This window comes from Cupriavidus sp. OTU4054 (assembly GCF_038440175.1).
GTDB lineage: Bacteria > Pseudomonadota > Gammaproteobacteria > Burkholderiales > Burkholderiaceae > Cupriavidus > Cupriavidus pauculus_D.
Genome location: NZ_JASATF010000032.1, coordinates 49,292 through 72,870, shown reverse-complemented (window position 1 = coordinate 72,870; position 23,579 = coordinate 49,292). Strand labels below are relative to the sequence as shown.

The 23,579-nt window shown below is 66.9% G+C and carries 21 protein-coding genes; 9 read left to right on the top strand and 12 right to left on the bottom strand.

Features of this window, described 5'->3' with window-relative positions; translation table 11 throughout:
• The 4 genes from AAHB16_RS28050 to AAHB16_RS28035 all read right to left on the bottom strand — a co-directional run.
• A partial coding sequence (locus AAHB16_RS28050; protein ID WP_342052539.1) for a chorismate-binding protein occupies positions 1-979 on the bottom strand: 979 nt, incomplete at its 3' end.
• Positions 980-1,052: 73 nt separating this feature from the next.
• Entirely contained in the window at positions 1,053-2,186 is a 1,134-nt protein-coding gene (gene dnaJ, locus AAHB16_RS28045; protein WP_150370772.1) for a molecular chaperone DnaJ, read from the bottom strand.
• Between the two features lie 140 nt (positions 2,187-2,326).
• Positions 2,327-4,282 (bottom strand): molecular chaperone DnaK, encoded by a 1,956-nt coding sequence (dnaK, locus tag AAHB16_RS28040; protein ID WP_150370771.1) that lies wholly within the window; start codon positions 4,280-4,282, stop codon positions 2,327-2,329.
• A gap of 195 nt (positions 4,283-4,477) precedes the next feature.
• Complete coding sequence (locus AAHB16_RS28035; RefSeq protein WP_150370770.1) at positions 4,478-5,032, bottom strand: cob(I)yrinic acid a,c-diamide adenosyltransferase; 555 nt, start codon at positions 5,030-5,032, stop codon at positions 4,478-4,480.
• Positions 5,033-5,168: 136 nt separating this feature from the next.
• Between AAHB16_RS28035 and AAHB16_RS28030 the strand changes: the two genes are divergently transcribed.
• The 5 genes from AAHB16_RS28030 to glcF all read left to right on the top strand — a co-directional run bounded on the left by AAHB16_RS28030 (position 5,169) and on the right by glcF (position 11,606).
• Entirely contained in the window at positions 5,169-6,587 is a 1,419-nt protein-coding gene (locus AAHB16_RS28030) for an FAD-binding oxidoreductase (protein WP_342052538.1), read from the top strand.
• Positions 6,588-6,603: 16 nt separating this feature from the next.
• A complete protein-coding gene (locus tag AAHB16_RS28025; RefSeq protein ID WP_150370768.1) occupies positions 6,604-7,494 on the top strand; it encodes a LysR substrate-binding domain-containing protein in 891 nt (296 codons plus the stop codon).
• 174 nt (positions 7,495-7,668) lie between these two features.
• A complete protein-coding gene (locus AAHB16_RS28020; protein WP_342052537.1) occupies positions 7,669-9,177 on the top strand; it encodes an FAD-linked oxidase C-terminal domain-containing protein in 1,509 nt (502 codons plus the stop codon).
• Between the two features lie 57 nt (positions 9,178-9,234).
• A complete protein-coding gene (gene glcE, locus AAHB16_RS28015; RefSeq protein WP_342052536.1) occupies positions 9,235-10,329 on the top strand; it encodes a glycolate oxidase subunit GlcE in 1,095 nt (364 codons plus the stop codon).
• Positions 10,330-10,352: 23 nt separating this feature from the next.
• Positions 10,353-11,606: a glycolate oxidase subunit GlcF gene (gene glcF / locus AAHB16_RS28010; RefSeq protein ID WP_150370765.1), complete on the top strand. Its 1,254-nt coding sequence runs from the start codon at positions 10,353-10,355 to the stop codon at positions 11,604-11,606.
• Positions 11,607-11,613: 7 nt separating this feature from the next.
• On the opposite strand, the gene AAHB16_RS28005 is transcribed toward glcF, so the two are convergent.
• Genes AAHB16_RS28005 through AAHB16_RS27995 form a run of 3 tightly spaced genes read right to left on the bottom strand, consistent with a single transcriptional unit; the run spans position 11,614 to position 14,361 of the window.
• Positions 11,614-12,108: a glutathione peroxidase gene (locus AAHB16_RS28005; RefSeq protein WP_342052540.1), complete on the bottom strand. Its 495-nt coding sequence runs from the start codon at positions 12,106-12,108 to the stop codon at positions 11,614-11,616.
• A 56-nt stretch (positions 12,109-12,164) separates the two neighbouring features.
• Positions 12,165-13,304 (bottom strand): PilT/PilU family type 4a pilus ATPase, encoded by a 1,140-nt coding sequence (locus AAHB16_RS28000; RefSeq protein WP_150370764.1) that lies wholly within the window; start codon positions 13,302-13,304, stop codon positions 12,165-12,167.
• Between the two features lie 13 nt (positions 13,305-13,317).
• On the bottom strand, positions 13,318-14,361 hold the full coding sequence (locus AAHB16_RS27995) for a type IV pilus twitching motility protein PilT (protein ID WP_150370763.1): 1,044 nt from the start codon (positions 14,359-14,361) through the stop codon (positions 13,318-13,320).
• A gap of 66 nt (positions 14,362-14,427) precedes the next feature.
• On the opposite strand from AAHB16_RS27995, the gene AAHB16_RS27990 reads away from it, so the two are divergent.
• Both AAHB16_RS27990 and proC read left to right on the top strand, forming a co-directional pair.
• Entirely contained in the window at positions 14,428-15,126 is a 699-nt protein-coding gene (locus tag AAHB16_RS27990) for a YggS family pyridoxal phosphate-dependent enzyme (protein WP_342052535.1), read from the top strand.
• A 55-nt stretch (positions 15,127-15,181) separates the two neighbouring features.
• Positions 15,182-16,054 (top strand): pyrroline-5-carboxylate reductase, encoded by an 873-nt coding sequence (gene proC / locus AAHB16_RS27985; protein WP_342052534.1) that lies wholly within the window; start codon positions 15,182-15,184, stop codon positions 16,052-16,054.
• 3 nt (positions 16,055-16,057) lie between these two features.
• On the opposite strand, the gene ubiA is transcribed toward proC, so the two are convergent.
• The 5 genes from ubiA to recG all read right to left on the bottom strand — a co-directional run bounded on the left by ubiA (position 16,058) and on the right by recG (position 21,116).
• A complete protein-coding gene (gene ubiA, locus AAHB16_RS27980; protein ID WP_342052533.1) occupies positions 16,058-16,942 on the bottom strand; it encodes a 4-hydroxybenzoate octaprenyltransferase in 885 nt (294 codons plus the stop codon).
• Between the two features lie 80 nt (positions 16,943-17,022).
• Complete coding sequence (locus AAHB16_RS27975) at positions 17,023-17,508, bottom strand: Dps family protein (RefSeq protein WP_150370759.1); 486 nt, start codon at positions 17,506-17,508, stop codon at positions 17,023-17,025.
• 125 nt (positions 17,509-17,633) lie between these two features.
• Positions 17,634-17,822: a hypothetical protein gene (locus AAHB16_RS27970; RefSeq protein WP_150370758.1), complete on the bottom strand. Its 189-nt coding sequence runs from the start codon at positions 17,820-17,822 to the stop codon at positions 17,634-17,636.
• 90 nt (positions 17,823-17,912) lie between these two features.
• Positions 17,913-18,869, bottom strand: coding sequence for a LysR substrate-binding domain-containing protein (locus tag AAHB16_RS27965; protein WP_150370757.1), 957 nt, complete (start codon positions 18,867-18,869; stop codon positions 17,913-17,915).
• 90 nt (positions 18,870-18,959) lie between these two features.
• The gene (gene recG, locus AAHB16_RS27960) at positions 18,960-21,116 is read right to left on the bottom strand and encodes an ATP-dependent DNA helicase RecG (protein ID WP_342052532.1); all 2,157 of its coding nucleotides are present in this window, start codon (positions 21,114-21,116) and stop codon (positions 18,960-18,962) included.
• 97 nt (positions 21,117-21,213) lie between these two features.
• Here recG and queA point away from each other — a divergent pair, with 97 nt between their 5' ends.
• The gene (queA, locus tag AAHB16_RS27955) at positions 21,214-22,287 is read left to right on the top strand and encodes a tRNA preQ1(34) S-adenosylmethionine ribosyltransferase-isomerase QueA (RefSeq protein WP_150370755.1); all 1,074 of its coding nucleotides are present in this window, start codon (positions 21,214-21,216) and stop codon (positions 22,285-22,287) included.
• Positions 22,288-22,301: 14 nt separating this feature from the next.
• Positions 22,302-23,441: a tRNA guanosine(34) transglycosylase Tgt gene (tgt, locus tag AAHB16_RS27950; protein WP_342052531.1), complete on the top strand. Its 1,140-nt coding sequence runs from the start codon at positions 22,302-22,304 to the stop codon at positions 23,439-23,441.
• Positions 23,442-23,579: the final 138 nt, after the last annotated feature.

The window sequence follows — 23,579 nt, the reverse complement described above, 5'->3', positions numbered from 1 at the left end:
GCGCCGCGATGATCTCCATCGTCCGGCGCTTGGGCGCGCCAGTGATCGACCCGCATGGAAACAGCGCGGCCATCAGGTCGCCGATGCGTGTGCCGGCACACGCTTCGGCCGTGACCGTCGACGTCATCTGCAGCACGCGCCCGAACGGCGTCACCGCGAACAGATCCGGCACCCGCACGCTGCCCGGCACCGCCACGCGGCCGAGATCGTTGCGCAGCAGATCGACGATCATCACGTTTTCCGCGCGGTTCTTCGGGTCGGCCGCCAGCGCGCGCGCGATCTCCGCGTCCTCCGCGGCATCGCCGCCGCGCGGCGCGGTGCCCTTCATCGGCCGCGCGAGCAGATGGCCGTTGCCGTCGTGCGCGACGAACAGCTCGGGCGACAGCGACGAGACCCAGCGGTCGCCGGGCAGCCGCGCAAGCACGCCGTACGGTACGGGCTGCGCCGCACGCAGTGCCGCATGCAATGCCACGGGGTCGCCGAACATCGCGAACCGCAGCCGCTTTGTGAAATTGACCTGGTAGGTATCGCCGGCCTCGATCCAGTCGTGGATCCGGGCGATTGCGTCCGCATAGGCGGGCCACGGCGTATCGCTGCGCACGCCGAGCGCGCCGGCCGGTCCCGCCGCCGCGTTCGATGCGAGCCATGCACCGACATCGTCCGCGGTCATGCGCTCCAGCGTGCGGAACCACAGCACGCGCAGCGCGCCGTCATGGAACGGCAATGCGCCGCCCATGTGGACAGGTGCGCCAACCAGCGCGCCGCCGAACTCGTACGGCGCGAACAGCGTGGCATGGAGCCCCTCGCGCCAGCCCGCGCTCAGCAGCGCGTCGAGCGTCCGCACATTCGCGCCGGCCGGCACGACATCTTCGCGAACGAAGTCCGTGTAGAGGCGCGACACCGGGTCTGCCGCGGGCGCGGTGGCATCGTCGAGCAGGACGAAGGGCGAACGGGAGAGGACGGGGACGGAAGAAGGCAAGGGGAAAGAAAAAGGGCAATGCGCGACGACGAAGCATTATCGCGCATTGCCCTCCTGACCCGGGGACAGGCTATCAGCTGAAGAAGCTCTTCACCTTGTCCAGCCAGGATTGCTCCTGCGGACTGTGGCGCGAACCGCCCTCGTGGACCGAGCGGTCGAACTGGCGCAGCAGTTCCTTCTGCGACTCGGTCAGCTTGACCGGGGTCTCGACGACCACGTGCACATAGAGGTCGCCCGGATAGCCCGAGCGCACGCCCTTGATGCCCTTGCCGCGCAGCCGGAACGTCTTGCCCGCCTGCGTGCCCTCGGGCACCGGGAACGACGCGCGGCCGTTCAGCGTCGGCACTTCGATATCGCCGCCGAGCGCCGCGGTCGCGAACGAGATCGGCATCTGGCAATGCAGATCGTCGCCATCGCGCTCGAACACCGCATGCGGCTTGATATGGACTTCGACGTACAGGTCGCCCGGAGGACCGCCGTTGATGCCCGGCTCGCCGTTGCCCGACGACCGGATGCGCATGCCTTCGTCGATGCCCGCGGGAATCTTCACCTCGAGCGTCTTCTGCGACTTCAGCTTGCCCTGGCCATGGCACTTGGTACACGGCTTCGGGATGAACTTGCCGCTGCCGTGGCACTTCGGGCAGGTCTGCTGCATCGTGAAGAAGCCCTGCGACACCCGCACCTGGCCGACGCCGTTACACGTCGGGCAGGTTTCCACCGACGAACCCGGTTCCGCGCCATTGCCGTGGCAGTGGTCGCATTCGTCCCAGTGCGGCACGCGGATCTGCGCCTCGTGGCCATGCGCGGCCTGCTCGAGCGTGATCTCCATGCTGTAGCGCAGATCGGTCCCGCGATAGACCTGCGGACCGTTGCCGCGGCGCCCGCCGGCCTGCTGGCCGAAGATGTCGCCGAAGATATCGCCGAAGGCCTCGGCAAAGCCGCCGTAGCCCTGTCCGCCGCCGAAGCCGCCGGCCATGTTGGGGTCCACGCCCGCGTGACCATACTGGTCGTACGCGGCCTTCTTGTCCGCGTCCGACAGCATCTCGTAGGCCTCCTTGGCCTCCTTGAACTTGTCTTCGGCGTCCTTGTTGTCCGGATTGCGGTCCGGGTGGTACTTCATCGCGAGCTTGCGATAAGCCTTCTTGATCTCTTCGTCGCTCGCGTTCTTGCCTACCCCGAGCACTTCGTAGTAATCACGTTTTGCCATGGTGGCTCTTACCTGATAAATAAGCAAAAAGCCGAGCGCGGCATCCGGGTGCGGTTTTCACCGCGATCCTCGAATCTCCGTCGCCCGGCGTCGGGTCGGGGGCGGCGCCGGCATCACCCGCTCCGCCGCCCGTTCCCGCTTTACTTCTTGTCGTTGACTTCCTTGAATTCGGCATCCACGACGTTGTCGTCCTGCGGCTGCGCCTGCTGATGCGCACCGCCGGCACCCGCCGCGCCCGCATCGCCCGCCGCACCGGCCGCGCCAGCCTGCGCCTGCATATCGGCGTAGACCTTCTCGCCCAGCTTCTGCGCGGCTTCCGACAGCGCGGTCACCTTGGTATCGATTTCCGCCTTGTCGCCGCCACGGGCCGCTTCTTCCAGCTCGCGGATCGCGGCTTCGATCTTCTCCTTCTCGCCGGCTTCGAGCTTGTCGCCATGCTCGGTCAGTGCCTTGCGGGTGGAGTGGATCAGACCGTCGGCCTGGTTGCGCGCATCGGCGAGCTCGCGGGCCTTCTTGTCTTCCTCGGCGTTCGCCTCGGCGTCCTTCACCATGCGCTGGATCTCGTCTTCCGACAGACCGGAGTTCGCCTTGATGGTGATCCGGTTTTCCTTGCCGGTTGCCTTGTCCTTGGCGCCCACGTGCAGGATGCCGTTCGCGTCGATGTCGAACGACACCTCGATCTGCGGCGTGCCACGCGGTGCCGGCGCAATGCCTTCGAGGTTGAACTCGCCCAGCAGCTTGTTGCCGGTCGCCATTTCACGCTCGCCCTGGTAGACCTTGATGGTCACCGCGGGCTGGTTGTCGTCGGCGGTTGAGAACACCTGCGCATGCTTGGTCGGGATGGTCGTGTTCTTCGTGATCATCTTGGTCATCACGCCACCCAGCGTCTCGATGCCCAGCGACAGCGGCGACACGTCCAGCAGCAGCACGTCCTTGCGGTCGCCCGACAGCACGGCACCCTGGATGGCGGCACCGACGGCCACGGCTTCATCGGGGTTCACGTCCTTGCGCGCTTCCTTGCCGAAGAACTCCTTGACCTGTTCCTGCACCTTGGGCATGCGGGTCATGCCGCCGACCAGGATCACGTCGTCGATGTCGCTCACGCGCACGCCGGCATCCTTGATCGCGATGCGGCAAGGCTCGATCGTGCGGGCGATCAGTTCCTCGACCAGCGCCTCGAACTTGGCGCGGGTGATCTTCAGGTTCAAGTGCTTCGGACCCGAGGCATCCGCCGTGATGTACGGCAGGTTGATTTCGGTCTGCTGCGAGCTCGACAGTTCGATCTTGGCCTTTTCGGCGGCTTCCTTCAGGCGTTGCAGCGCCAGCACGTCCTTCGACAGATCGACGCCCTGTTCCTTCTTGAACTCGCCGATGATGTAGTCGATCAGGCGCTGGTCGAAGTCCTCGCCACCGAGGAACGTGTCGCCGTTCGTCGACAGCACTTCGAACTGCTTCTCGCCGTCCACGTCCGCGATCTCGATGATCGAGATATCGAACGTACCGCCACCGAGGTCATACACGGCGATCTTGCGGTCGCCCTTCTCGTTCTTGTCCATGCCGAACGCCAGCGCGGCCGCGGTCGGCTCGTTGATGATGCGCTTGACGTCCAGGCCCGCGATGCGGCCGGCGTCCTTGGTCGCCTGGCGCTGCGAGTCGTTGAAGTAGGCCGGCACCGTGATCACGGCCTCGGTCACCGGCTCGCCCAGGTAGTCCTCGGCGGTCTTCTTCATCTTGCGCAGCACTTCGGCCGACACCTGCGGCGGTGCCAGCTTCTGGTCGCGCACGCCTACCCATGCGTCGCCGTTGTCGGCCTTGACGATGGCGTACGGCATCAGGCCGATGTCCTTCTGGACTTCCTTCTCTTCGAACTTGCGGCCGATCAGGCGCTTCACCGCGTACAGCGTGTTACGCGGATTGGTCACCGCCTGGCGCTTGGCCGGCGCGCCGACCAGGATTTCGCCATCTTCCATGTAGGCGATGATGGAAGGCGTCGTGCGAGCGCCTTCGGAATTCTCGATGACCTTCGGCGTATTGCCTTCCAGCACCGAAACGCAGCTATTGGTGGTACCCAAGTCGATACCGATGATCTTACCCATTTCTGTTCTCTCCTATTGAGCCCCGCGCTTTTGGGGGACTGCAATTCAACCTGAGTGCGAAATGTGGCCGTCCGAGGGCTTTTCAAGGGTCAAAATGACATTTCCGAGTAATTTTCTCGGTTATGCCATCCAACCCCGTCGCGTGTCATCGACCCGCCACACCCGCAGGGATTTGCCCGTTAAAGAGGCTTATCATTAACTTTTTCGTTCCCGCTGCCACAGGACGTCGCTGCCGCCCGCCGCGCGGTTCAGCACGCGAGCGAGCACGAACAGCAGGTCGGACAGCCGGTTCAGGTACTGGCGCGGCGCCTCGTTGAGCGCCTCCGTCGCGCCGAGCGCCACCAGTGCCCGCTCCGCCCGCCGGCAGACCGTGCGGCAGACGTGCGCCGCCGCCGCGGCACGCGAGCCGCCCGGCAGGATGAACTCGGCCAGGCGCGGCAGGGCGCCATTGTAATGTTCCAGCCACGTGTCGAGTTGCGCGACCTGCTCGGTCTGGAGCAGCGTGTAGCCTGGAATCGACAGTTCGCCGCCCAGGTCGAACAAATCGTGCTGTACCGCAACCAGCGCGTCGCGCACGTCGGCGGGCACGCCGGGCTCGGTCAGCAGCAGCCCGATATGCGAATTCAGCTCGTCCACGTCGCCGATGGCGGCGATGCGCAGGCTGTTCTTGCCGGTGCGGCTGCCGTCGCCCAGTCCGGTGGTGCCGGCGTCGCCGGTGCGCGTGGCGATTTTCGACAGGCGGTTGCCCATGCGGTCTCCTTGGTGTCCGATGCGGTGTCGAGGATGGAATGCGCGCATTATGGCGCCGCATGGGGACGGCAGGAAGCCGCGCGCGGCCACGGGCGTAGAATGTCGGCATTCAAGAAGCCCGCCGGAGACGCCCGCCATGAACCACCCCACCCCTGCCTCCGCGCTCACGCGCCGGCCGCTGCCGGATATCGTCGCGCAGACGCTCGCCGCGCGCTTCGGCGACCGCTTCACGACGTCCGCCGGCGTACGCGAGCACCATGGCCGCGACGAGTCGCCGTTTCCGCCCGAGCCGCCCGATGCCGTGGTGTTCGCCCAGACCACCGAGGAAGTCGCCGAGGTGGCCCGCCTGTGCAACGCGCACGCGGTGCCGCTGATTCCGTATGGCGCGGGCTCCTCGCTGGAGGGCCATCTGCTGGCCGTGGCCGGCGGCATCAGCCTGGACCTGTCCCAGATGAACCGCGTGCTCGCCGTGCAGGCGGAGGACCTGACCGCCACGGTGCAGACCGGCGTGCTGCGCAAGCAGCTGAATCAGGAGATCAAGGACACCGGACTGTTCTTCCCGATCGATCCGGGCGCCGACGCCTCGATCGGCGGCATGTGCGCGACGCGCGCGTCCGGGACCAACGCCGTGCGCTACGGCACGATGCGCGAGAACGTGCTCGCGCTGACCGTGGTGACTGCCGACGGCCGCGTCATCCGCACCGGTACCCAGGCCCGCAAGTCCTCGGCCGGTTACGACCTGACCCGCCTGTTCGTCGGCAGCGAGGGCACGCTCGGCATCATCACCGAGGTGACCGTGCGCCTGTATCCGCAGCCCGAGGCGATTTCCGCGGCCGTCTGCGCGTTCCCGAGCATGGGCGACGCCGTGCGCGCGACCATCGAGACCATCCAGCTCGGCGTGCCCGTGGCCCGCGTGGAGTTCGTCGATGCGCTCGCCATCCGCGCGATCAACCGTCACGACAACATGACGATGGCGGAAACGCCGCACCTGTTCTTCGAATTCCACGGCACCGAGGCCGGCGTGCGCGAGCAGGCCGAGACCGTGCAGCAGATCGCCGCCGAGCATGGCGGACAGGGCTTCGAATGGGCCACCCGCCCCGAGGACCGCAGCCGGCTCTGGAACGCGCGCCATACCGCGTTCTTCGCGATGCTGCAGCTGAAGCCGGGCTGCAAGTCGGTGACCACCGACGTCTGCGTGCCCATCTCGCGCCTGGCCGAATGCGTGACCGAGACCGAACGGGACCTCAACGCCTCGGCGCTGCCGTGCCCGATCGTCGGCCATGTGGGCGACGGCAATTTCCACGTGGCGATCCTCGTCGATCCCGCGAAGCCCGAAGAAATGGCCGAAGCGGAGGCCATCAACCGCCGCATCGTCGAGCGCGCGCTGGCCATGGGCGGCACCTGCACCGGCGAGCACGGCGTGGGACTGCACAAGAAGGCGTTCCTCGTGCAGGAGCATGGCGAGGATGCGCTGGACCTGATGCGCGCCATCAAGGATGCGCTCGACCCGAACCATATCCTCAACCCCGGCAAGATCTTCAGCGCGGCGCGCTAGGCCGGGGGCGCAGAACATGGCATCGGTTTTCCATCGCGTCCCGCCGCTGCACCTGCTGATCGCGTTCGAGGCCGCCGCGCGGCTGGGCAGCTTCGCGCGCGCGGCCGAAGAACTGTCGGTGACACCCAGCGCCGTGTCGCACCGCATCAAGAACCTCGAGGAGCTCTGGGGCGAGGACCTGTTCGTGCGCTCCAACGCGGCGCTGCGGCTCACCGCGGCCGGCGCGCGCTACCAGCGCAACGTGCAGGATGCGCTCAAGTCCCTGAACGAGCTGGCCCGCCCCGAGTACAACAAGATGCGCACGCGCCTGCGCGTGGCCATTCCGCCCACGTTCGGGCGGCAGCACCTGGTGCCGCGCCTGCCCGAATTCGGCGCGCTCTACCCGCATATCGACCTCGAACTGCACCTGGCCATCCCGTTCGTGGACGTGAAGGCCGAGGACACCGACGTGGAGGTGCGCTACGGCACGGGCCGCTATCCGGACCTGCGCACCACGAAACTGCTCGTGGAGCCCGTATTTCCGGCCTGCGGGCGCGAGTATTACGACCGCATCAACGGGCGGTCGATCACGAAGCCCGCCGATCTCCATAACCTCGTGCTGCTGCGCAGTCCGCTCGAACCGTGGCGGCCGTGGTTCGAAACGGCGGGCCTCGACTGGCCGGAGCCGCAGACCGGGCCCCAGTTCAACGATATCGGCCTGCTGCTCGAGGCCATCGCGTCCAATCAGGGCGTGGCGCTCGTGCGCCAGCGCATGGCGCGCCAGTGGCTCGCGGCCGGCCAGATGGTGAAACTGCTCGATATCGAGTCCGTGTCGCCGCACGGCTACTACATCGTCGAGCGCGAGCAGGCGCCCCTCAAGCCCGAAGCGCGGTATTTCGTGGACTGGCTGCTGGGCCTCGACTGGTAACCCCTCTGCCCCGCTCCGGCGACTAATCTGGAGGGAGACATACCGGACTCGCGCCACGCGCGGCATGAGCAGTTTTGATCGGTCTGCCATGCCGAATTCACGTGGACAAACGCGCTCGCGGCGGAGGGGCTGCGCTATAGTCAGCGCACCCTGCCGGCCGCTACAGGAGTTGCCATGAACGCCCCGCAAGATGCCCAGACACTGATGAAGGACGCGCCCGACGCCGAGCAGCGCCGCGCGGCCCTGCTCGCCGGCCTCGCGCGCATCCTGCCCGACACCGCGATCCTGTGGAAATCCGAAGACACGGTGCCGTACGAATGCGACGGTCTCGCGGCCTACCGGCAGGTGCCCGATGCCGTGGTGCTCCCCGATACCGAGGATCAGGTCTGCGAAGTGCTGCGCCTGTGCCACAAGCTCGGCGTGCCCGTGGTGCCGCGCGGCTCGGGCACGAGCCTCTCGGGCGGCGCGATGCCGATCGCCGGCGGCCTCGTGCTGTCGCTCGCGAAGTTCAAGCGCATCGTCGAGGTCGATCCGCGCTCGCGCACGGCCGTGGTCCAGCCCGGCGTGCGCAATCTCGCGATCTCCGAGGCGGCCGCGCCGTTCAATCTGTACTACGCGCCCGATCCTTCGTCGCAGATCGCCTGCTCGATCGGCGGCAACGTCGGCGAGAACTCGGGCGGCGTGCACTGCCTCAAGTACGGCCTGACCGTGCATAACGTATTGCGCGTGCGCGGCGTGACCATGGAAGGCGATGTCGTGGTGTTCGGCTCGGAAGCGCCGGACGCGCCGGGGCTCGATCTGCTGGCCGCGGTCATCGGCTCCGAGGGCATGCTCGCGGTGGTGACCGAGGTGACCGTGCGGCTGATCCCCAAGCCCCAGCTCGCGCAGGTGATCATGGCCAGCTTCGACGACGTGGAGAAAGGCGGCAATGCGGTCGCCGACGTGATCGCCGCCGGCATCATCCCGGCGGGGCTCGAGATGATGGACCGCCCGGCCACGGCCGCGGTGGAAGAGTTCGTGCACGCGGGCTACGACGTCGAGGCCGCCGCGATCCTGCTGTGCGAGTCCGATGGCACGCCCGAAGAGGTGGCCGAGGAAATCGAGCGCATGAGCGAGGTGCTGCGCGCCTCGGGCGCGACGCGCATCACGGTGTCGCAGAGCGAAGCCGAGCGGCTGCGCTTCTGGAGCGGCCGCAAGAACGCGTTTCCGGCCGCGGGCCGCATCTCGCCCGACTACTACTGCATGGACGGCACGATTCCGCGCAAGCACATCGGCACGCTGCTCAAGCGCATCGAGCAGATGGAGCCCAAGTACGGGCTGCGCTGCATCAACGTGTTCCATGCGGGCGACGGCAACATGCATCCGCTGATCCTGTTCAATGGCGAAGATCAGGACGAGTGGCACCGCGCGGAACTGTTCGGCGCCGATATCCTCGAGTCCTGTGTCGAACTCGGCGGCACGGTCACGGGCGAGCATGGCGTGGGCGTCGAGAAGCTCAATTCGATGTGCGTGCAGTTCTCGCCCGCGGAACGCGAGGCGTTCTTCGGCGTGAAGGCCGCGTTCGATCCGGCGCGCCTGCTCAATCCGGACAAGGCGATTCCCACGCTCGCGCGCTGCGCCGAGTACGGAAAGATGCATGTGAAGCGCGGACTGTTGCCTCACCCTGACCTGCCGCGTTTCTGAAGGCCCTGCAGATACCGAAATACCGATAACGACAACGAGACAACCCCCACAGCCTTCATGGAAGCGATTCTCGACGACTTTCGCGCGGCCATTCGCGCGGCCAACGAAACCCGTACCCCGCTGCGCCTGCGCGGCGGCGGTAGCAAGGATTTCTATGGCCAGACGCTGGCCGGCAACGTGCTCGACACGACGGCCTACAAGGGCATCGTCGACTACGATCCGGCCGAACTCGTCATCACCGCGCGCTGCGGCACGCCGCTGACCGAGATCGAGGCCGCGCTGGCCGATTGCCGCCAGATGCTCGCCTTCGAGCCACCGCACTTCTGCGCGCCGGGCCTTGCCACGCTCGGCGGCGCCGTCGCGGCAGGCTTGTCCGGTCCGCGCCGCCAGTCGGCCGGCGCGCTGCGCGACTTCGTGCTCGGCGCGCAGCTGATGGACGGCCACGGCCAGGTCATGAGCTTCGGCGGGCAGGTCATGAAGAACGTGGCGGGCTACGATGTCTCGCGCCTGCTGGCGGGCTCGCTCGGCACGCTCGGCATCATCCTCGAGGTCTCGCTCAAGGTCATGCCGGTGCCGTTCGGCGATGCGACGCTGCGCTTCGCGGCCTCGCAGCAGGACGCACTCGATCGCCTCAATACGTGGGGCGGCCAGCCGCTGCCGGTGGCGGCATCGGTGTGGCACGACGGCGTGCTGCACGTGCGCCTGTCCGGCGCCACCGCCGCGATCCGCTCGGCCTGCGAGAAGCTTGGCGGCGAACGCGTGCATGAAGCGGAGGCCGTGGCGTTGTGGCATACCCTGCGCGAACAATCGCATCCGTTCTTTGCGCCGGCGCACGATGGCGCGGCACTGTGGCGCATCGCCACGCCGACCACGGCGCCGATCCTGCCGCTGCCGGGCGCGCAACTGGTGGAATGGGGCGGCGGCCAGCGATGGTGGATCGCACCCGCCGACGCCGGCGACAGCGCGGCCGAGGCCGTGCGCGCGGCCGCGCAGGCCGTCGGCGGCCATGCCACGCTGTTCCGCAACGGCAACAAGGACGCGGGCGTGTTCACGCCGCTTGCCTCGCCACTCATGGCCATCCATCAACGACTGAAGGCGACGTTCGATCCGGCCGGCATCTTCAACCCGCAACGCATGTATCCCGGTCTCTGAACCGCCACGCCAAGGTCCCCACCATGCAAACTACCCTGGCCGAATTCCTGCGCGACACGCCCGAGGGCGAGGAAGCCAAGTCGATCGTCGGCAAATGCGTGCACTGCGGTTTCTGCACGGCCACCTGCCCCACCTACCAGTTGCTCGGCGACGAGCTCGACGGTCCGCGCGGCCGCATCTATCTGATGAAGCAGATGCTGGAAGGTCATCCCGTGACCGAATCCACGCGCCTGCACCTGGACCGCTGCCTGACCTGCCGCAACTGCGAATCCACATGTCCGTCGGGCGTGCGCTACGGCCGCCTCGTCGACATCGGCCGCAAGGTCGTCGATGACGTGCTGGCCGATGCCGGCGTCGAGCGGCCCGCGAACGAGCGCTTCAAACGGTGGGCATTGCGCGAGAGCCTGACGCGGCCCGCGCTGTTCCGCCCCGCGCTGCGCATGGGGCAACTCGTGCGGCCGCTGCTGCCGCAGACGCTGCGCAACAAGGTGCCGGCGGCGGCGAAGATGGCCGCGCCCGGCAAGTGGCCCACCGCCACGCATGCGCGCAAGATGCTGCTGCTGGAAGGCTGCGTGCAGCCGGCGATGTCGCCCAATATCAATCCCGCCACCGCGCGCGTGCTGGACCGCCTCGGTGTGCAGACCGTGGTCGCGCGCGAGGCAGGCTGCTGTGGCGCCATCCGCTTTCATACCGGCGATCACGCGGGCGGCCTCGACAACATGCGCGCCAATATCGACGCATGGTGGCCGCATATCCAGGCCGGCGTCGAAGCCATCGTGATGAACGCGTCCGGCTGCGGGGCGATGGTCAAGGACTACGGCCATCTGCTGCGCGACGATCCGGCGTATGCCGAGCGCGCGGCGCGTGTGTCCGAACTCACGCGCGATATCTCCGAGATCCTGCCCGCGTTCTCCGACGAACTGCACCGGCTGGCCGGTGCCGTCCCGCGCAGCAGCCGGCGCATCGCGTGGCATCCGCCGTGCACGCTGCAGCATGGCCAGCAGATTCGCGGCAAGGTGGAAGGCCTGCTCACGGGCCTCGGCATCGAGGTCAAGCTCTGCGCCGACAATCACCTGTGCTGCGGCTCGGCTGGCACGTACTCCGTGCTGCAACCCGAGCTGTCCTACCGGCTGCGCGACGACAAGCTCGCCCGGCTACAGGCGACGTCGCCCGAGACCATCGTGTCCGCCAATATCGGCTGCATCACGCACCTGCAGAGCGGCACCGACACGCCGGTGATGCACTGGGTGGAACTCGTGGACCGGATGCTCGGCTAGGCGCGCCTCAGGCGCCCGGGTCGGCGAGCAGCGTCTCGATATCGCCGCGGATTTCCTCGGGCTTGGTCGTCGGGGCGTAGCGTTTGAAGACGGTGCCGTCCCGGCGCACGAGGAATTTGGTGAAATTCCACTTGATGGCCTGCGTGCCGAGCACGCCGGGCTTCTCGGCGGTCAGCCAGCGATAGAGCGGATGCGCGTCGGCGCCATTGACGTCGATCTTCGCGAACAGCGGAAAGGTGACCTGGAAACGCGATTCGCAGAACGCGCCGATCTGCGCGGCATCGCCTGGCTCCTGCTTGCCGAACTGGTTGCACGGAAAGCCGAGCACCTCGAAGCCACGGTCGCCATATACGTCATGCAGCGCCTGCAGGCCCGTGTATTGCGGCGTGAAGCCGCATTCGCTGGCCGTATTGACGATCAGCAGGACCTTGCCGCGGAAGTCGGAGAGCGGGACCGGTTCGCCCGTCAGGGCATTCGCCTCGAATTGGTAGACGTTACGAATATCGTTGGTCATGGGGCGGACTCCTCGAAAAAGGAGCCGCCAGCATAACGCATTGCTCAGATCACGTTGAGGTGTTCGGTGCCCGCGGCGATATCGGTATCGCGATGCCGCTTGCTGTGGAGCTTGATCATGAGCCGCAGATCGTTGAGCGAGTCCGCGTTCTTGAGCGCGTCCTCGTAGGCAATCTTCTCCGCCTCGTAGAGTTCGAACAGCGCCTGGTCGAACGAGATCATGCCCTGCTCGCGGGACTTCTTGATGACTTCCTTGAGCTCGTGGATCTCGCCCTTGAAGATCAGGTCCGCCACCATCGGGGTGCCGATCATGATCTCCACCGCGGGCACGCGGCCCTTCTGGCCCGCGCGCGGCAGCAGGCGCTGCGAGATCATGGCCTTGAGGTTCAGCGACAGGTCGATCAGCAGCTGCTGGCGCTTCTCCTCGGGGAAGAAGTTGACGATCCGGTCGATCGCCTGGTTGGCATTGTTCGCGTGCAGCGTGGCCAGGCACAGGTGGCCCGTTTCCGCGTACTGCATCGCGTACTCCATCGTGTCGCGATCGCGGATTTCGCCGATCAGGATCACATCGGGTGCCTGCCGCAGCGTGTTCTTCAGCGCCACGTGCCACGACTCGGTATCGATGCCGACCTCGCGCTGCGTGATGATGCAGTTCTGGTGCGCGTGCACGTACTCGATCGGGTCCTCGATCGTGATGATATGGCCGTACGAATGCGCATTGCGGTAGTCGAGCATGGCCGCGAGCGACGTCGATTTGCCCGAGCCCGTCGCACCCGTCACGATCACGAGGCCGCGCTTCGCCATCACGATGTCGTGCAGCGACTCGGGCAGGTCCAGATCCTCCACCGATGGAATGCGCGTGTTGATCGTCCGCACGACCATGCCGGCCTTGCCCTGCTGCACGAATGCCGACACGCGGAAGCGGCCCGCATTCGGTGCCGTGATCGCGAAGTTGCATTCGCTCGAGTTGTCGAACTCCTGCACCTGCCGCTCGTTCATGATCGAGCGCACGAGGCCCAGCGCCTGCGTCGGGTTCAGCGGCTGCTGGGAAACCGGCGTGATCTTGCCATCGACCTTGATGGCCGGCGGGAAATCGGACGTGATGAACAGGTCCGAGCCGCGGTTGTTGACCATCAGTTCCAGCAGGTCGTTGATGTACTTCGAAGCGGAATCTCGATCGAGCATCGCCCTGCCCTCCTCAGCCCATGAAGGCGTCGGGATTCTTCGCAATCGCCCGCGCGTCGTTGTAGTTGATCATGCCGCGCTTGATCAGGTCCGACAGGCACTGGTCGAGCGTCTGCATGCCGAGCCCGCTGCTCGTCTGCATCATCGAATACATCTGCGCGATCTTGTTCTCGCGAATCAGGTGGCGGATGGCAGGCGTCGCGATCATGATCTCGTGCGCCGCGGTCCGGCCATTGCCGTCGCGCGTCTTGAGCAGCGTCTGCGAGATCACGGCCTCGAGCGATTCCGACAACATCGTGCGGACCATGTCCTTTTCCTCGGGCGGAAACACGTCCACGACCCGGTCGATCGTCTTCGCGGCGGAGCTCGTGTGCAGCGTCGCGAAGACCAGGTGGCCCGTTTCGGCCGCGGTCAGCGCGAGGCGGATCGTTTCGAGGTCGCGCAGTTCGCCGACGAGGATCACGTCCGGATCCTCACGCAGCGCGGAGCGCAGCGCGTTCGCGAACGAATGCGTATGCGGACCGAGCTCGCGCTGGTTGATCAGGCTCTTCTTCGAGTTGTGCACGAATTCGATCGGGTCCTCCACGGTGAGGATGTGACCCATGTCGTTGTCGTTGCGGTGATCGACCATCGCCGCGAGCGTCGTCGACTTGCCCGAACCGGTCGGGCCCGTCACGAGCACGAGGCCGCGCGGTTTCATGCACAGGTCCGCGAATACCGCGGGCGCATGCAGATCGTCGAGCGTAAGCACCTTCGAGGGAATGGTACGGAATACCGCCGCCGCGCCGCGCTGCGTGTTGTAGGCGTTGACGCGGAAACGCGAGAGGCCGCCGATCTCGAACGAGAAATCGACCTCGAGCCGCTCTTCATAGGATTTGCGTTGCGAGTCGCTCATGATGTCGTACACCATGGCGTGGACATCCTTGTGCCCCATTGCCGCAACGTTGATACGGCGCATGTCGCCGTGGATACGCACCATCGGCGGCATATCTGCCGAGAGGTGGAGATCGGACGCCTTGTTCTTGACGGCGAAAGCCAATAGCTGCGCGATGTCCATCTATAATGACCCCACCCAAAAATAACTGCTTGTTGTTGTGTACTTCTTTGGTATGTTCGCCGGATTATGTCTGTAATCGCCGCCAACTTGCAAGCCGTGACAAAGCGCATCGCGGCGGCCACACAACAGGCTGGCAGAAACCCCTCCGCGGTGTTGCTGCTGGCCGTTTCCAAGACCGTTTCCCCTGCCGCCGTGCGGGCCGCCTTCGCGGCCGGACAGACCGCTTTCGGTGAAAACTATGTGCAGGAAGGACTGGACAAGATTGCCGCGCTCGACGATTTACGCGCACAAATCCAGTGGCATTTCATCGGCCCGCTGCAAAGTAACAAGACCCGGCCCGTCGCCGAACGATTCGACTGGGTTCACGCGATCGACCGCCTGAAAATCGCGCAGCGGCTGTCCGACCAGCGGCCCGAAGGCCTGCCGCCGCTGCAGGTCTGCATCCAGGTCAATATCAGCGGCGAAGACAGCAAGAGCGGGGTCGCCCCCGCCGAGGTGCTGGCGCTCGCGCGGGAGATCGCGGCACTGCCGCGGCTGCGGTTGCGCGGGCTGATGGCGATTCCCGAAGCCGAGGACGATCCGGGTGCGCAGCGGCGGCCATTCGCGGCCATGCATGCGCTGCTGGCCACGCTGCGCGAAGCCGGCCTCGACGTGGACACGCTCTCGATGGGCATGTCCGGCGACATGGACGCCGCGATCGCCGAAGGCGCCACGATGGTGCGCATCGGCACGGCCATCTTCGGCGCGCGGCCGCCGAAGGACTGAAACGGACACGACGGGCCGCCTCACGCATTCCCACACTTTATACGGACCAGACAACATGCTCGATACCCTTACCTTCGGCTTCCTCGGCGGCGGCAATATGGCGTCCGCGCTGATCGGCGGGCTGATCGCGCGCGGCGTGCCGGCCGCGTCCATTCGCGTGGTCGATCCGTTCGCCGAGGCGCGCGAGCGCCTGGCGCGCGTATTTGGCGTGCAGACGCTCGAGGCACCCGACGCGGCGTTCGGCGGCAGCGATGTACTGGTCCTCGCCATCAAGCCGCAACAATTCCATGAAGCGGCCGCGCAACTCGCGCCCCAGATGGCTGCGCGCCAGGGCGGCGGCGGTCTCGTGATCAGCGTGGCGGCCGGCATCCGGCTCGAGGACATGCAGCGCTGGTTTGGCGGCCATGCGCGCCTCGTCCGCGCGATGCCGAACACGCCGGCCCTCGCGGGCATGGGCATGACGGGCCTGGCCGCCGTGGCCGGGCTGTCCGCGCAGGACCGCGACATCGCGACCGCGGTCGCCGAAGCCGTGGGCCAGTGCATCTGGGTGGAGGGCGATGCGCAGATCGACGCCGTCACGGCGATCTCGGGCAGCGGCCCGGCCTACGTGTTCTATTTCATCGAGGCGATGGAGCGCGCGGCGACCGAACTCGGCCTGACCGCCGAACAGGGCCGCAAGCTCGCGGTGCAAACGTTCCGCGGCGCCGCGTCGCTCGCGGATCAGTCCACGGAACCGGTGGCCACGCTGCGCGAGCGCGTGACGTCGAAGGGCGGCACCACGTACGCGGCGCTGACGACGATGGATGCGGGCGGCATCGCGGACGTATTCGTGCGCGCGATGCATGCCGCGGCGGCACGCGGCAAGGAAATGGGGGCGGAATTCGGACGGGCGCAGAGCGCGGACGAGAATAAGGCCGGAAACCCGTAACGCTTATTTCAGTGCATAGGCCAGCGCGGTGCCGGCAAAGAGGCAGGCACCGAGCCAGTTGTTATGGCGAAACGCGGTCATGCACTGCATGCGGTCGCGCCCGCGAATCAGCGTGTAGTGAAAGATCGCGCAGCCGACCGCGGCGAGCACGCCGGCCTGATACGGCCAGCCCAGCGAGAGCTGGACACCGACCCACGCCATCGTGATGAGGAACACCGCGTAGCACAGCATGATCGCGGCCACGTCGAAGCGGCCGAACGTGATGGCCGACGTCTTCATGCCGATCAGCAGGTCGTCGTCGCGATCGACCATCGCATACGCGGTGTCGTAAGCCACCGACCAGAACGCATTGGCGGCCAGCATCACCCATGCCACCGGCGGCACCGAACCCTGCACGGCCGCATAGGCCATCGGCATGCCAAACCCGAACGCGATACCGAGGTATGCCTGCGGAATCGCGAAGAATCGCTTGAAGAACGGATAGCTGCCAGCCAGCACCACCGCAATCACCGACAGCCATTTGGTCAGCGCGTTGAGCGGCTGGATCAGCGCGAACGCCACGAGCGCGAGCGCCGCGGCAATGGCCAGCGCTTCCCATCCGGCGATCAGGCCCGCCGTCAGCGGCCGTTCCTTCGTGCGCTTGACGTGCTTGTCGAAGTCGCGATCGGCCCAGTCGTTCATCGCGCAACCCGCGGAACGCATGAGGAAGGTGCCGATAAAGAAAATCGCGAAGATGCCCAGGTCGGGCACGCCGTCCGAGGCCATCCACAGCGCCCACAGCGTCGGCCACAGCAGCAGCAGCGTGCCGATGGGCTTGTCGATGCGGATCAGCCTGGCATAGAGCGCCAGGCGGCTGGGCTGGTGGGGGGCGGCGGCGGGCTGGGACATGAGGATATGGGGGCAAGAACGAAAAACGCGCCCCGGCATTGTAAGCCGGGGCGCGTTTCATGACATCGGCCGGGCAGATATCAGGCCAACATCGCGCGCAGCATCCACGCGGTCTTCTCGTGCGTCTGCATGCGTTGCGTCAGCAGGTCCGCCGACGGCTCGTCGCCGGCGGCGTCGATCGCCGGGAACAGCGAGCGCGCGGTGCGCACCACGGCTTCCTGGCCTTCGACCAGCTTGCGGATCATCTCGGTGGCTTCGGGCACGCCCTCTTCCTCGGGAATCGACGACAGCTTCGCGTATTCCTTGTAGGTACCCGGTGCCGGGTAACCCAGCGCGCGAATGCGCTCGGCGATGGCATCGACGGCCAGTGCCAGTTCCGTGTACTGCGTCTCGAACATCAGATGCAGCGTGTTGAACATGGGACCCGTCACGTTCCAGTGGAAATTATGGGTCTTGAGGTAGAGGGTGTACGTATCCGCGAGCAGCTTCGACAGCCCTTCAGCAATCTTCTTGCGGTCCTTGTCGGAAATACCGATGTTCACGCTCATCTCGTTCTTCTTTGCCATGGTAGGTCAGCTCCGTTCCGGTAATGCGGGTCATGCCACGAGGAAATTACCCACGAGGGGTTGCGGCCATTATCGCATCGGATGTTATACAGGCACCACTATCCGCCGGTACTAGCCGGGGGACTTCAGGTAGCCAGCGCGGCGAACGCGCGCGCCGCATCGACGAACATCGCCATCGCGCCCAGCGCGACGACGGCCATCCCGATTTCCTTGCGGTAGAGCTTGAGGCGAAGCCGCGCGGCTTCCTGAGCGCGCGGCGCCGTGGCGGCGTCCTGACGGAGCGCGGCGTAATCTTCGATGAACAGCTTGACCATGATGCACCTCCCTGAATGCGATAAGGGAAGTCTACCTAACACTATCGAAAGTCAGAATTTGTTTGTTTCTAACTATCGAATAGGTAATGGCTATGCGGCGACGGCTTCCTGGAGCGGGCTGTCGGAGATGCGGCGGATGCCGGGCAGTTCGCAGGCGGCCACCGCGGTCGCCAGCGCTTCCATGGCGGGCAGGCGCGTGAAGCTCTTGCGCCAGGCCAGCACCACGCGGCGATCGGGGACCGGATCGGCGAACGGCACATAGGCGAGCAGGTCGTTGCGCGGCTTGAGGTCGGGCACCGACGTGCGCGGGAGCACCGTGATGCCGACCCCGCTGGCGACCATATGGCGGATCGTTTCGAGCGACGAGCCCTCGAACGTCTTCTGGATGCCGTCCGCGGCCTGCGAGAACCGCGATAACTCGGGGCATACTCCCAGCACGTGATCGCGGAAGCAGTGGCCGCTGCCGAGCAGCAGCATGGTCTGCTGCTTGAGTTCGTCGGGGTCCACATGGCTCTGCGTCGCCAGCTGGTGGCCGCGCGGCACGGCCACGACGAACGGCTCGTCGTAGAGCGGGCGCACGGTCAGGCCGGAGTCGGGGAACGGCTCGGCCATGATCGCGCAGTCGATCTCGCCCTGCTTGAGCAGTTCGATGAGCTTGTTCGTGTAGTTTTCCTGCAGCATCAGCGGCATCTGCGGGACAGTCTCGATCATCTGCTTGACCAGCATCGGCAGCAGATACGGCCCGATCGTATAGATGACGCCGACGCGTAGCGGACCGGCCAGCGGGTCCTTGCCCTGCTTGGCGATCTCGCGGATGGCCATGGTCTGTTCGAGCACGCGCTGCGCCTGCGCCACGATCTGCTCCCCGATGGCGGTCACCGAGACTTCCGACGTGCCACGCTCGAAGATCTGCACGTTCAGCTCGTCCTCGAGCTTCTTGATGGCTACCGAGAGGGTCGGCTGCGACACGAAGCACGCTTCCGCCGCGCGGCCGAAGTGGCGTTCGCGAGCCACGGCGACGATGTACTTGAGTTCGGTGAGCGTCATGACTTATCAGGTTCGGTTAAGCGATAGATTTTAGCTTCTATTGCCGTCGCTGTCAGACCGGCGCGCGAAAGTCCTTCGCGCGTCACAGAATCAGGCCTTCAGGAAATGCTCGCGGCCGCCCAGCCAGCGCAGCAGATGCGCCTCCGTGGCCTCCGGATAATGCGCCAGCATTGCCTCGGCCGCCTCCTGCGCGTATTCCACGAGCCACGCGTCCGTTTCCAGGTCCGCAAAACGCAGCATCGCCTCGCCGGACTGCCGCGCGCCCAGGAATTCGCCGGGCCCGCGAATCTGCAGGTCGCGCCGCGCGATCTCGAAGCCGTCCGTGGTCTCGCGCATCGTCGCCAGCCGCTCGCGCGCGGTCGGCGACAGCGGCCCCTGATACATGAGCAGGCACACCGATTCGGCCGTGCCGCGCCCCACGCGGCCACGGAGCTGGTGCAGCTGCGCCAGCCCGAAGCGTTCGGCATGCTCGATCACCATCAGCGACGCGTTCGGCACGTCCACGCCCACTTCGATCACCGTCGTGGCCACGAGCACCTGCAGGCGCCCGGCACTGAATTCGTCCATCACGGCGGCCTTCTCGGCCGGCGGCAGACGGCCGTGAACCAGCCCGACACGCAGGTCAGGCAGCGCGGCCACCAGCGTCTCGTAGGTTTCCACCGCGGTCTGCAGCTGCAGGGCTTCGCTCTCCTCGATCAGCGGGCAGACCCAGTAGACCTGCCGGCCTTCCGCGGCCGCATGGTGCACGCGCTCGATGACCTCGTCGCGGCGCGCGTCGTTGACGAGCCGCGTGACGATCGGGGTGCGGCCCGGCGGCAGCTCGTCGATCACGGATACGTCGAGATCCGCGTAATAGGTCATGGCCAGCGTGCGCGGGATCGGGGTGGCCGACATCATGAGCTGATGCGGGACGCGCTCGTCGGCAACGCGTTCGCCCTCGGCGGCCTTGCCGCGCAGCGCGAGCCGCTGGGCCACGCCGAAGCGGTGCTGCTCATCGACCACCGAGAGGCCGAGCCGCGCAAACCGCACGGTGTCCTGGATCAGGGCATGGGTGCCGATGACGAGCCGCGCCTCGCCCGACTCCACGCGCGCCGCGGCCTCGCGTTTCTCGCGCGCCTTGAGGCTGCCCGCGAGCCAGACCACGGCCACGCCGAGCGGCGCGAGCCACGCGGACAGCTTGCGGTAGTGCTGTTCGGCGAGGATTTCGGTGGGCGCCATCAGCGCGGCCTGATACCCCGCGTCGATGGCCTGGCACGCGGCGAGCGCGGCCACGACGGTCTTGCCGCTGCCCACGTCGCCCTGCAGCAGCCGGTGCATCGGATGCGGATGCGTCATGTCGGCGGCGATCTCGGCGACCACGCGCTGCTGCGCGCCGGTCAGCCCGAACGGCAGCGCCGCGAGGAAGCGCGTCCGCAGCTGGTCCTGCACCGGTGGCATCGAGGGCGCCGTCTTTTCCCGGCGCGCGGCCTGCGAGCGGCGCAGCGAAATCTGCTGGGCGAGCAACTCGTCGAACTTGATCCGCTGCCAGGCCGGATGCGAACGGTCCGCGAGCGCGGCCTCGCTTTCCCCCTGCGGCGGGTTGTGCAGCAGCCGCAGGCAATCCGCGAGCGGGGCAAGGCGCAGACTGGCGAGCGGGCCGCGCAACAGCGGCTGCGGCAGCGTCTCGGGCATCGGCGTGCGCTGGAGCGCGCCGCCGATGGCCTTGCGCAGATAGGCCTGCGAAATGCCAGCCGTGGCCGGATAGACGGGCGTCAGGCGGTCCGGCAGACCTTCGCCCTCGGCCACGGGACGGACGGTCGGATGGACCATTTCGGCCCCGAAGAAGCCGCCACGCACGTCGCCGCGCACGCGCAACCGCGCGCCTTCGGCCATCTGCTTGGTCTGGCTGCCGTAGAAATTGAGAAAGCGCAGCGTGAGTTCGCCGGTCTCGTCGGCAATTTTGACCACGAGCTGGCGGCGCGGCCGGAACGTGACTTCGTTCGAGACCACCTCGCCTTCGACCTGCGCCGCGATGCCCGCGCCGGCACGGGCGATTGCGTCGCGAATCGTCAGGATCGACGTCTCGTCCTCGTAGCGCATGGGCAGATGCAGCACCAGGTCCACGCTGCGGCGCAGCCCGAGCTTGGCCAGCCGCGCGGCGGCGGTGGACGGCTTGGCCGCCGCCTTGGGCGCCGGGCTGGCGTCCTGCGTCGGTTCGGCGGCGTCGGTGGCCCGGGCGGACCGGGTGGCGTTACCTGCTGCTGGCATCGGGTGCGCGTTCGAGGGGTGTATGTACAATGTCGGACCCGCCGATTGTACCCATGCCGCCCGCGGCACTCCGTTCCAGATTCGTTGTTTGCCTGCCATGCCCACGCCTCCCGCGTCCGCCCTGACGCTATCCGACTTCGATTTCCCGCTGCCGCCCGAGCTGATCGCGCAGTCCGCCCTGCCCGACCGTAGCGCCAGCCGGCTGCTCGTGGTCGAGCGCACCGCGCCGGAAGACACCGCGGAGGCCGTGCGCATGCGCGATCGCGCGTTCAGCGACATCGTCGAATACCTGCGTCCGGACGACCTGCTCGTGTTCAACGACACGCGCGTGATCAAGGCGCGCTTTTTCGGCCAGAAGCCCAGCGGCGGCAAGGTCGAGGTGCTCGTCGAACGCGTGATCGACACCGATACGGTGCTGGCGCAGGTGCGCGCCTCGAAGACGCCGCCCGAAGGCAGCCAGCTGCATCTCGCCGATGGCGCCTTCGCGGTGACCGTGGGCCCGCGCGTGGACCAGTTCTTCACGCTGCGCTTTCCGGCGCCCGCGCTGGACCTGATCGAGCGCTACGGCCGCCTGCCGCTGCCGCCGTACATCACGCACGACCCGGACGCCTACGACGAGACGCGCTACCAGACCGTCTACGCGCGCAACCCCGGCGCGGTGGCCGCGCCGACCGCGGGCCTGCATTTCGACGACGCGCTGTTCGCGCGGCTCGATGCGCACGGCGTGCGCCGCGCGTTCCTCACGCTGCACGTCGGCGCGGGCACGTTCCAGCCCGTGCGCACCGAGAACATTGCCGAGCACCGCATGCACTCGGAGTGGTACGCCATCTCCGAGGAGCTCGCGCAGGCCGTGCGCGAGACGCGCGCGCGCGGCGGCCGCGTGATCGCCGTGGGGACCACCTCGCTGCGCGCGCTGGAGTCCGCCGCCGCCGAGGACGGCTCGCTTGCGGCCGGCAGCGGCGATACAGATATCTTCATCACGCCCGGCTACCGCTTCCGCCTGATCGACGCGCTGATCACCAATTTCCACCTGCCGAAGTCGACGCTGCTGATGCTGGTCTCGGCGCTCGCCGGCGTGGAAGCGATCCGCGCCGCCTACCGCCACGCCGTGGACGCACGCTACCGCTTCTTCAGCTACGGCGACGCGATGCTGCTGACCCGCCGGCCCTGACACACGGATCCCCCATGCTCAATTTCGAACTGATCACGACCGACGGCGCCGCGCGGCGCGGCCGCGTCACCCTGAACCACGGCGTCGTGGAGACGCCGATCTTCATGCCCGTGGGCACCTATGGCTCGGTCAAGGCGATGTCGCCACTCGAGCTCAACGAGATCGGCGCGCAGATCATCCTCGGCAATACGTTCCACCTCTGGCTGCGCCCGGGCCTCGACGTCGTCGGCGCACATGACGGCCTCCATCGCTTCATCGGCTGGGACAAGCCGATCCTGACCGATTCGGGTGGCTTCCAGGTGTTTTCGCTCGGCGACCTGCGCAAGATCACCGAAGAGGGCGTCACGTTCGCGTCGCCGATCAATGGCGACAAGCTGTTCCTCTCGCCCGAGATCTCGATGCAGATCCAGCGCACGCTGAACTCGGACATCGTGATGCAGTTCGACGAGTGCACGCCGTACGAGATCGATGGCCGCCCGGCCACGCACGAGGAGGCCGCGCGCTCGATGCGCATGAGCCTGCGCTGGGGCAAGCGTTCCCGCGAAGAATTCGATGGCGGCAAGCTCGGTCCCAACCCCAACGCGCTGTTCGGCATCGTCCAGGGCGGCATGTTCGAGGACCTGCGCGACGAGTCCCTGGCCGGCCTTTCGGACCTCGACTTCCACGGCTACGCCATCGGCGGGCTGTCCGTGGGGGAGCCGAAGGAAGACATGATGCGCGTGCTCGCGCACGTGGGTCCGCGCCTGCCCGCCGACAAGCCGCACTACCTGATGGGCGTGGGCACGCCCGAGGACCTCGTCGCGGGCGTGGCCGCGGGCGTGGACATGTTCGACTGCGTGATGCCGACGCGGAACGCGCGCAACGGCTGGCTGTTCACGCGCTTCGGCGACGTCAAGATCCGCAACGCCATCCACCGCAGCGACCAGCGCCCGCTCGACGAGCAGTGCGGCTGCTATACGTGCCGCAACTTCTCGCGCGCGTATCTGCACCACCTGTACCGGCTGGGCGAGATCCTCGGCGCGCGCCTGAACACGATCCACAACCTCTACTACTACCTCGAGCTCATGCGCGAGATGCGCGAGGCTATCGAGCAGCACCGCTTCGAGGCGTTCCGCCGGCAATTCGCCGAACATCGCGCCCGCGGCGCGCAGTAGCGCGCGGAACACGCGCAGTCGCCGCAACGCCAAATCTGACCGGGCGCGCGAACTTTTCGGCGCCCGGCTGTCGAATTCCGGGGCTCCGCGGGCGTGCCGGCGTCACCTGACGCCAAGCCGTCCGAACGCCCCCGAACA

What these genes read in the sequence shown, in the direction of transcription:
- ubiA (WP_342052533.1), bottom strand. Translation starts at nt 16,942, where the DNA reads ATGTCCCAGCCCGCCGCCGCCCCCCACCAGCCCAGCCGCCTGGCGCTC.
- dnaK (WP_150370771.1), bottom strand. Translation starts at nt 4,282, where the DNA reads ATGGGTAAGATCATCGGTATCGACTTGGGTACCACCAATAGCTGCGTT.
- AAHB16_RS27965 (WP_150370757.1), bottom strand. Translation starts at nt 18,869, where the DNA reads ATGACGCTCACCGAACTCAAGTACATCGTCGCCGTGGCTCGCGAACGC.
- tgt (WP_342052531.1), top strand. Translation starts at nt 22,302, where the DNA reads ATGCTCAATTTCGAACTGATCACGACCGACGGCGCCGCGCGGCGCGGC.
- glcE (WP_342052536.1), top strand. Translation starts at nt 9,235, where the DNA reads ATGGAAGCGATTCTCGACGACTTTCGCGCGGCCATTCGCGCGGCCAAC.
- proC (WP_342052534.1), top strand. Translation starts at nt 15,182, where the DNA reads ATGCTCGATACCCTTACCTTCGGCTTCCTCGGCGGCGGCAATATGGCG.
- AAHB16_RS27975 (WP_150370759.1), bottom strand. Translation starts at nt 17,508, where the DNA reads ATGGCAAAGAAGAACGAGATGAGCGTGAACATCGGTATTTCCGACAAG.
- AAHB16_RS27995 (WP_150370763.1), bottom strand. Translation starts at nt 14,361, where the DNA reads ATGGACATCGCGCAGCTATTGGCTTTCGCCGTCAAGAACAAGGCGTCC.
- AAHB16_RS28025 (WP_150370768.1), top strand. Translation starts at nt 6,604, where the DNA reads ATGGCATCGGTTTTCCATCGCGTCCCGCCGCTGCACCTGCTGATCGCG.
- AAHB16_RS27970 (WP_150370758.1), bottom strand. Translation starts at nt 17,822, where the DNA reads ATGGTCAAGCTGTTCATCGAAGATTACGCCGCGCTCCGTCAGGACGCC.
- recG (WP_342052532.1), bottom strand. Translation starts at nt 21,116, where the DNA reads ATGCCAGCAGCAGGTAACGCCACCCGGTCCGCCCGGGCCACCGACGCC.
- AAHB16_RS28000 (WP_150370764.1), bottom strand. Translation starts at nt 13,304, where the DNA reads ATGCTCGATCGAGATTCCGCTTCGAAGTACATCAACGACCTGCTGGAA.
- queA (WP_150370755.1), top strand. Translation starts at nt 21,214, where the DNA reads ATGCCCACGCCTCCCGCGTCCGCCCTGACGCTATCCGACTTCGATTTC.
- glcF (WP_150370765.1), top strand. Translation starts at nt 10,353, where the DNA reads ATGCAAACTACCCTGGCCGAATTCCTGCGCGACACGCCCGAGGGCGAG.
- dnaJ (WP_150370772.1), bottom strand. Translation starts at nt 2,186, where the DNA reads ATGGCAAAACGTGATTACTACGAAGTGCTCGGGGTAGGCAAGAACGCG.
- AAHB16_RS28035 (WP_150370770.1), bottom strand. Translation starts at nt 5,032, where the DNA reads ATGGGCAACCGCCTGTCGAAAATCGCCACGCGCACCGGCGACGCCGGC.
- AAHB16_RS27990 (WP_342052535.1), top strand. Translation starts at nt 14,428, where the DNA reads ATGTCTGTAATCGCCGCCAACTTGCAAGCCGTGACAAAGCGCATCGCG.
- AAHB16_RS28020 (WP_342052537.1), top strand. Translation starts at nt 7,669, where the DNA reads ATGAACGCCCCGCAAGATGCCCAGACACTGATGAAGGACGCGCCCGAC.
- AAHB16_RS28030 (WP_342052538.1), top strand. Translation starts at nt 5,169, where the DNA reads ATGAACCACCCCACCCCTGCCTCCGCGCTCACGCGCCGGCCGCTGCCG.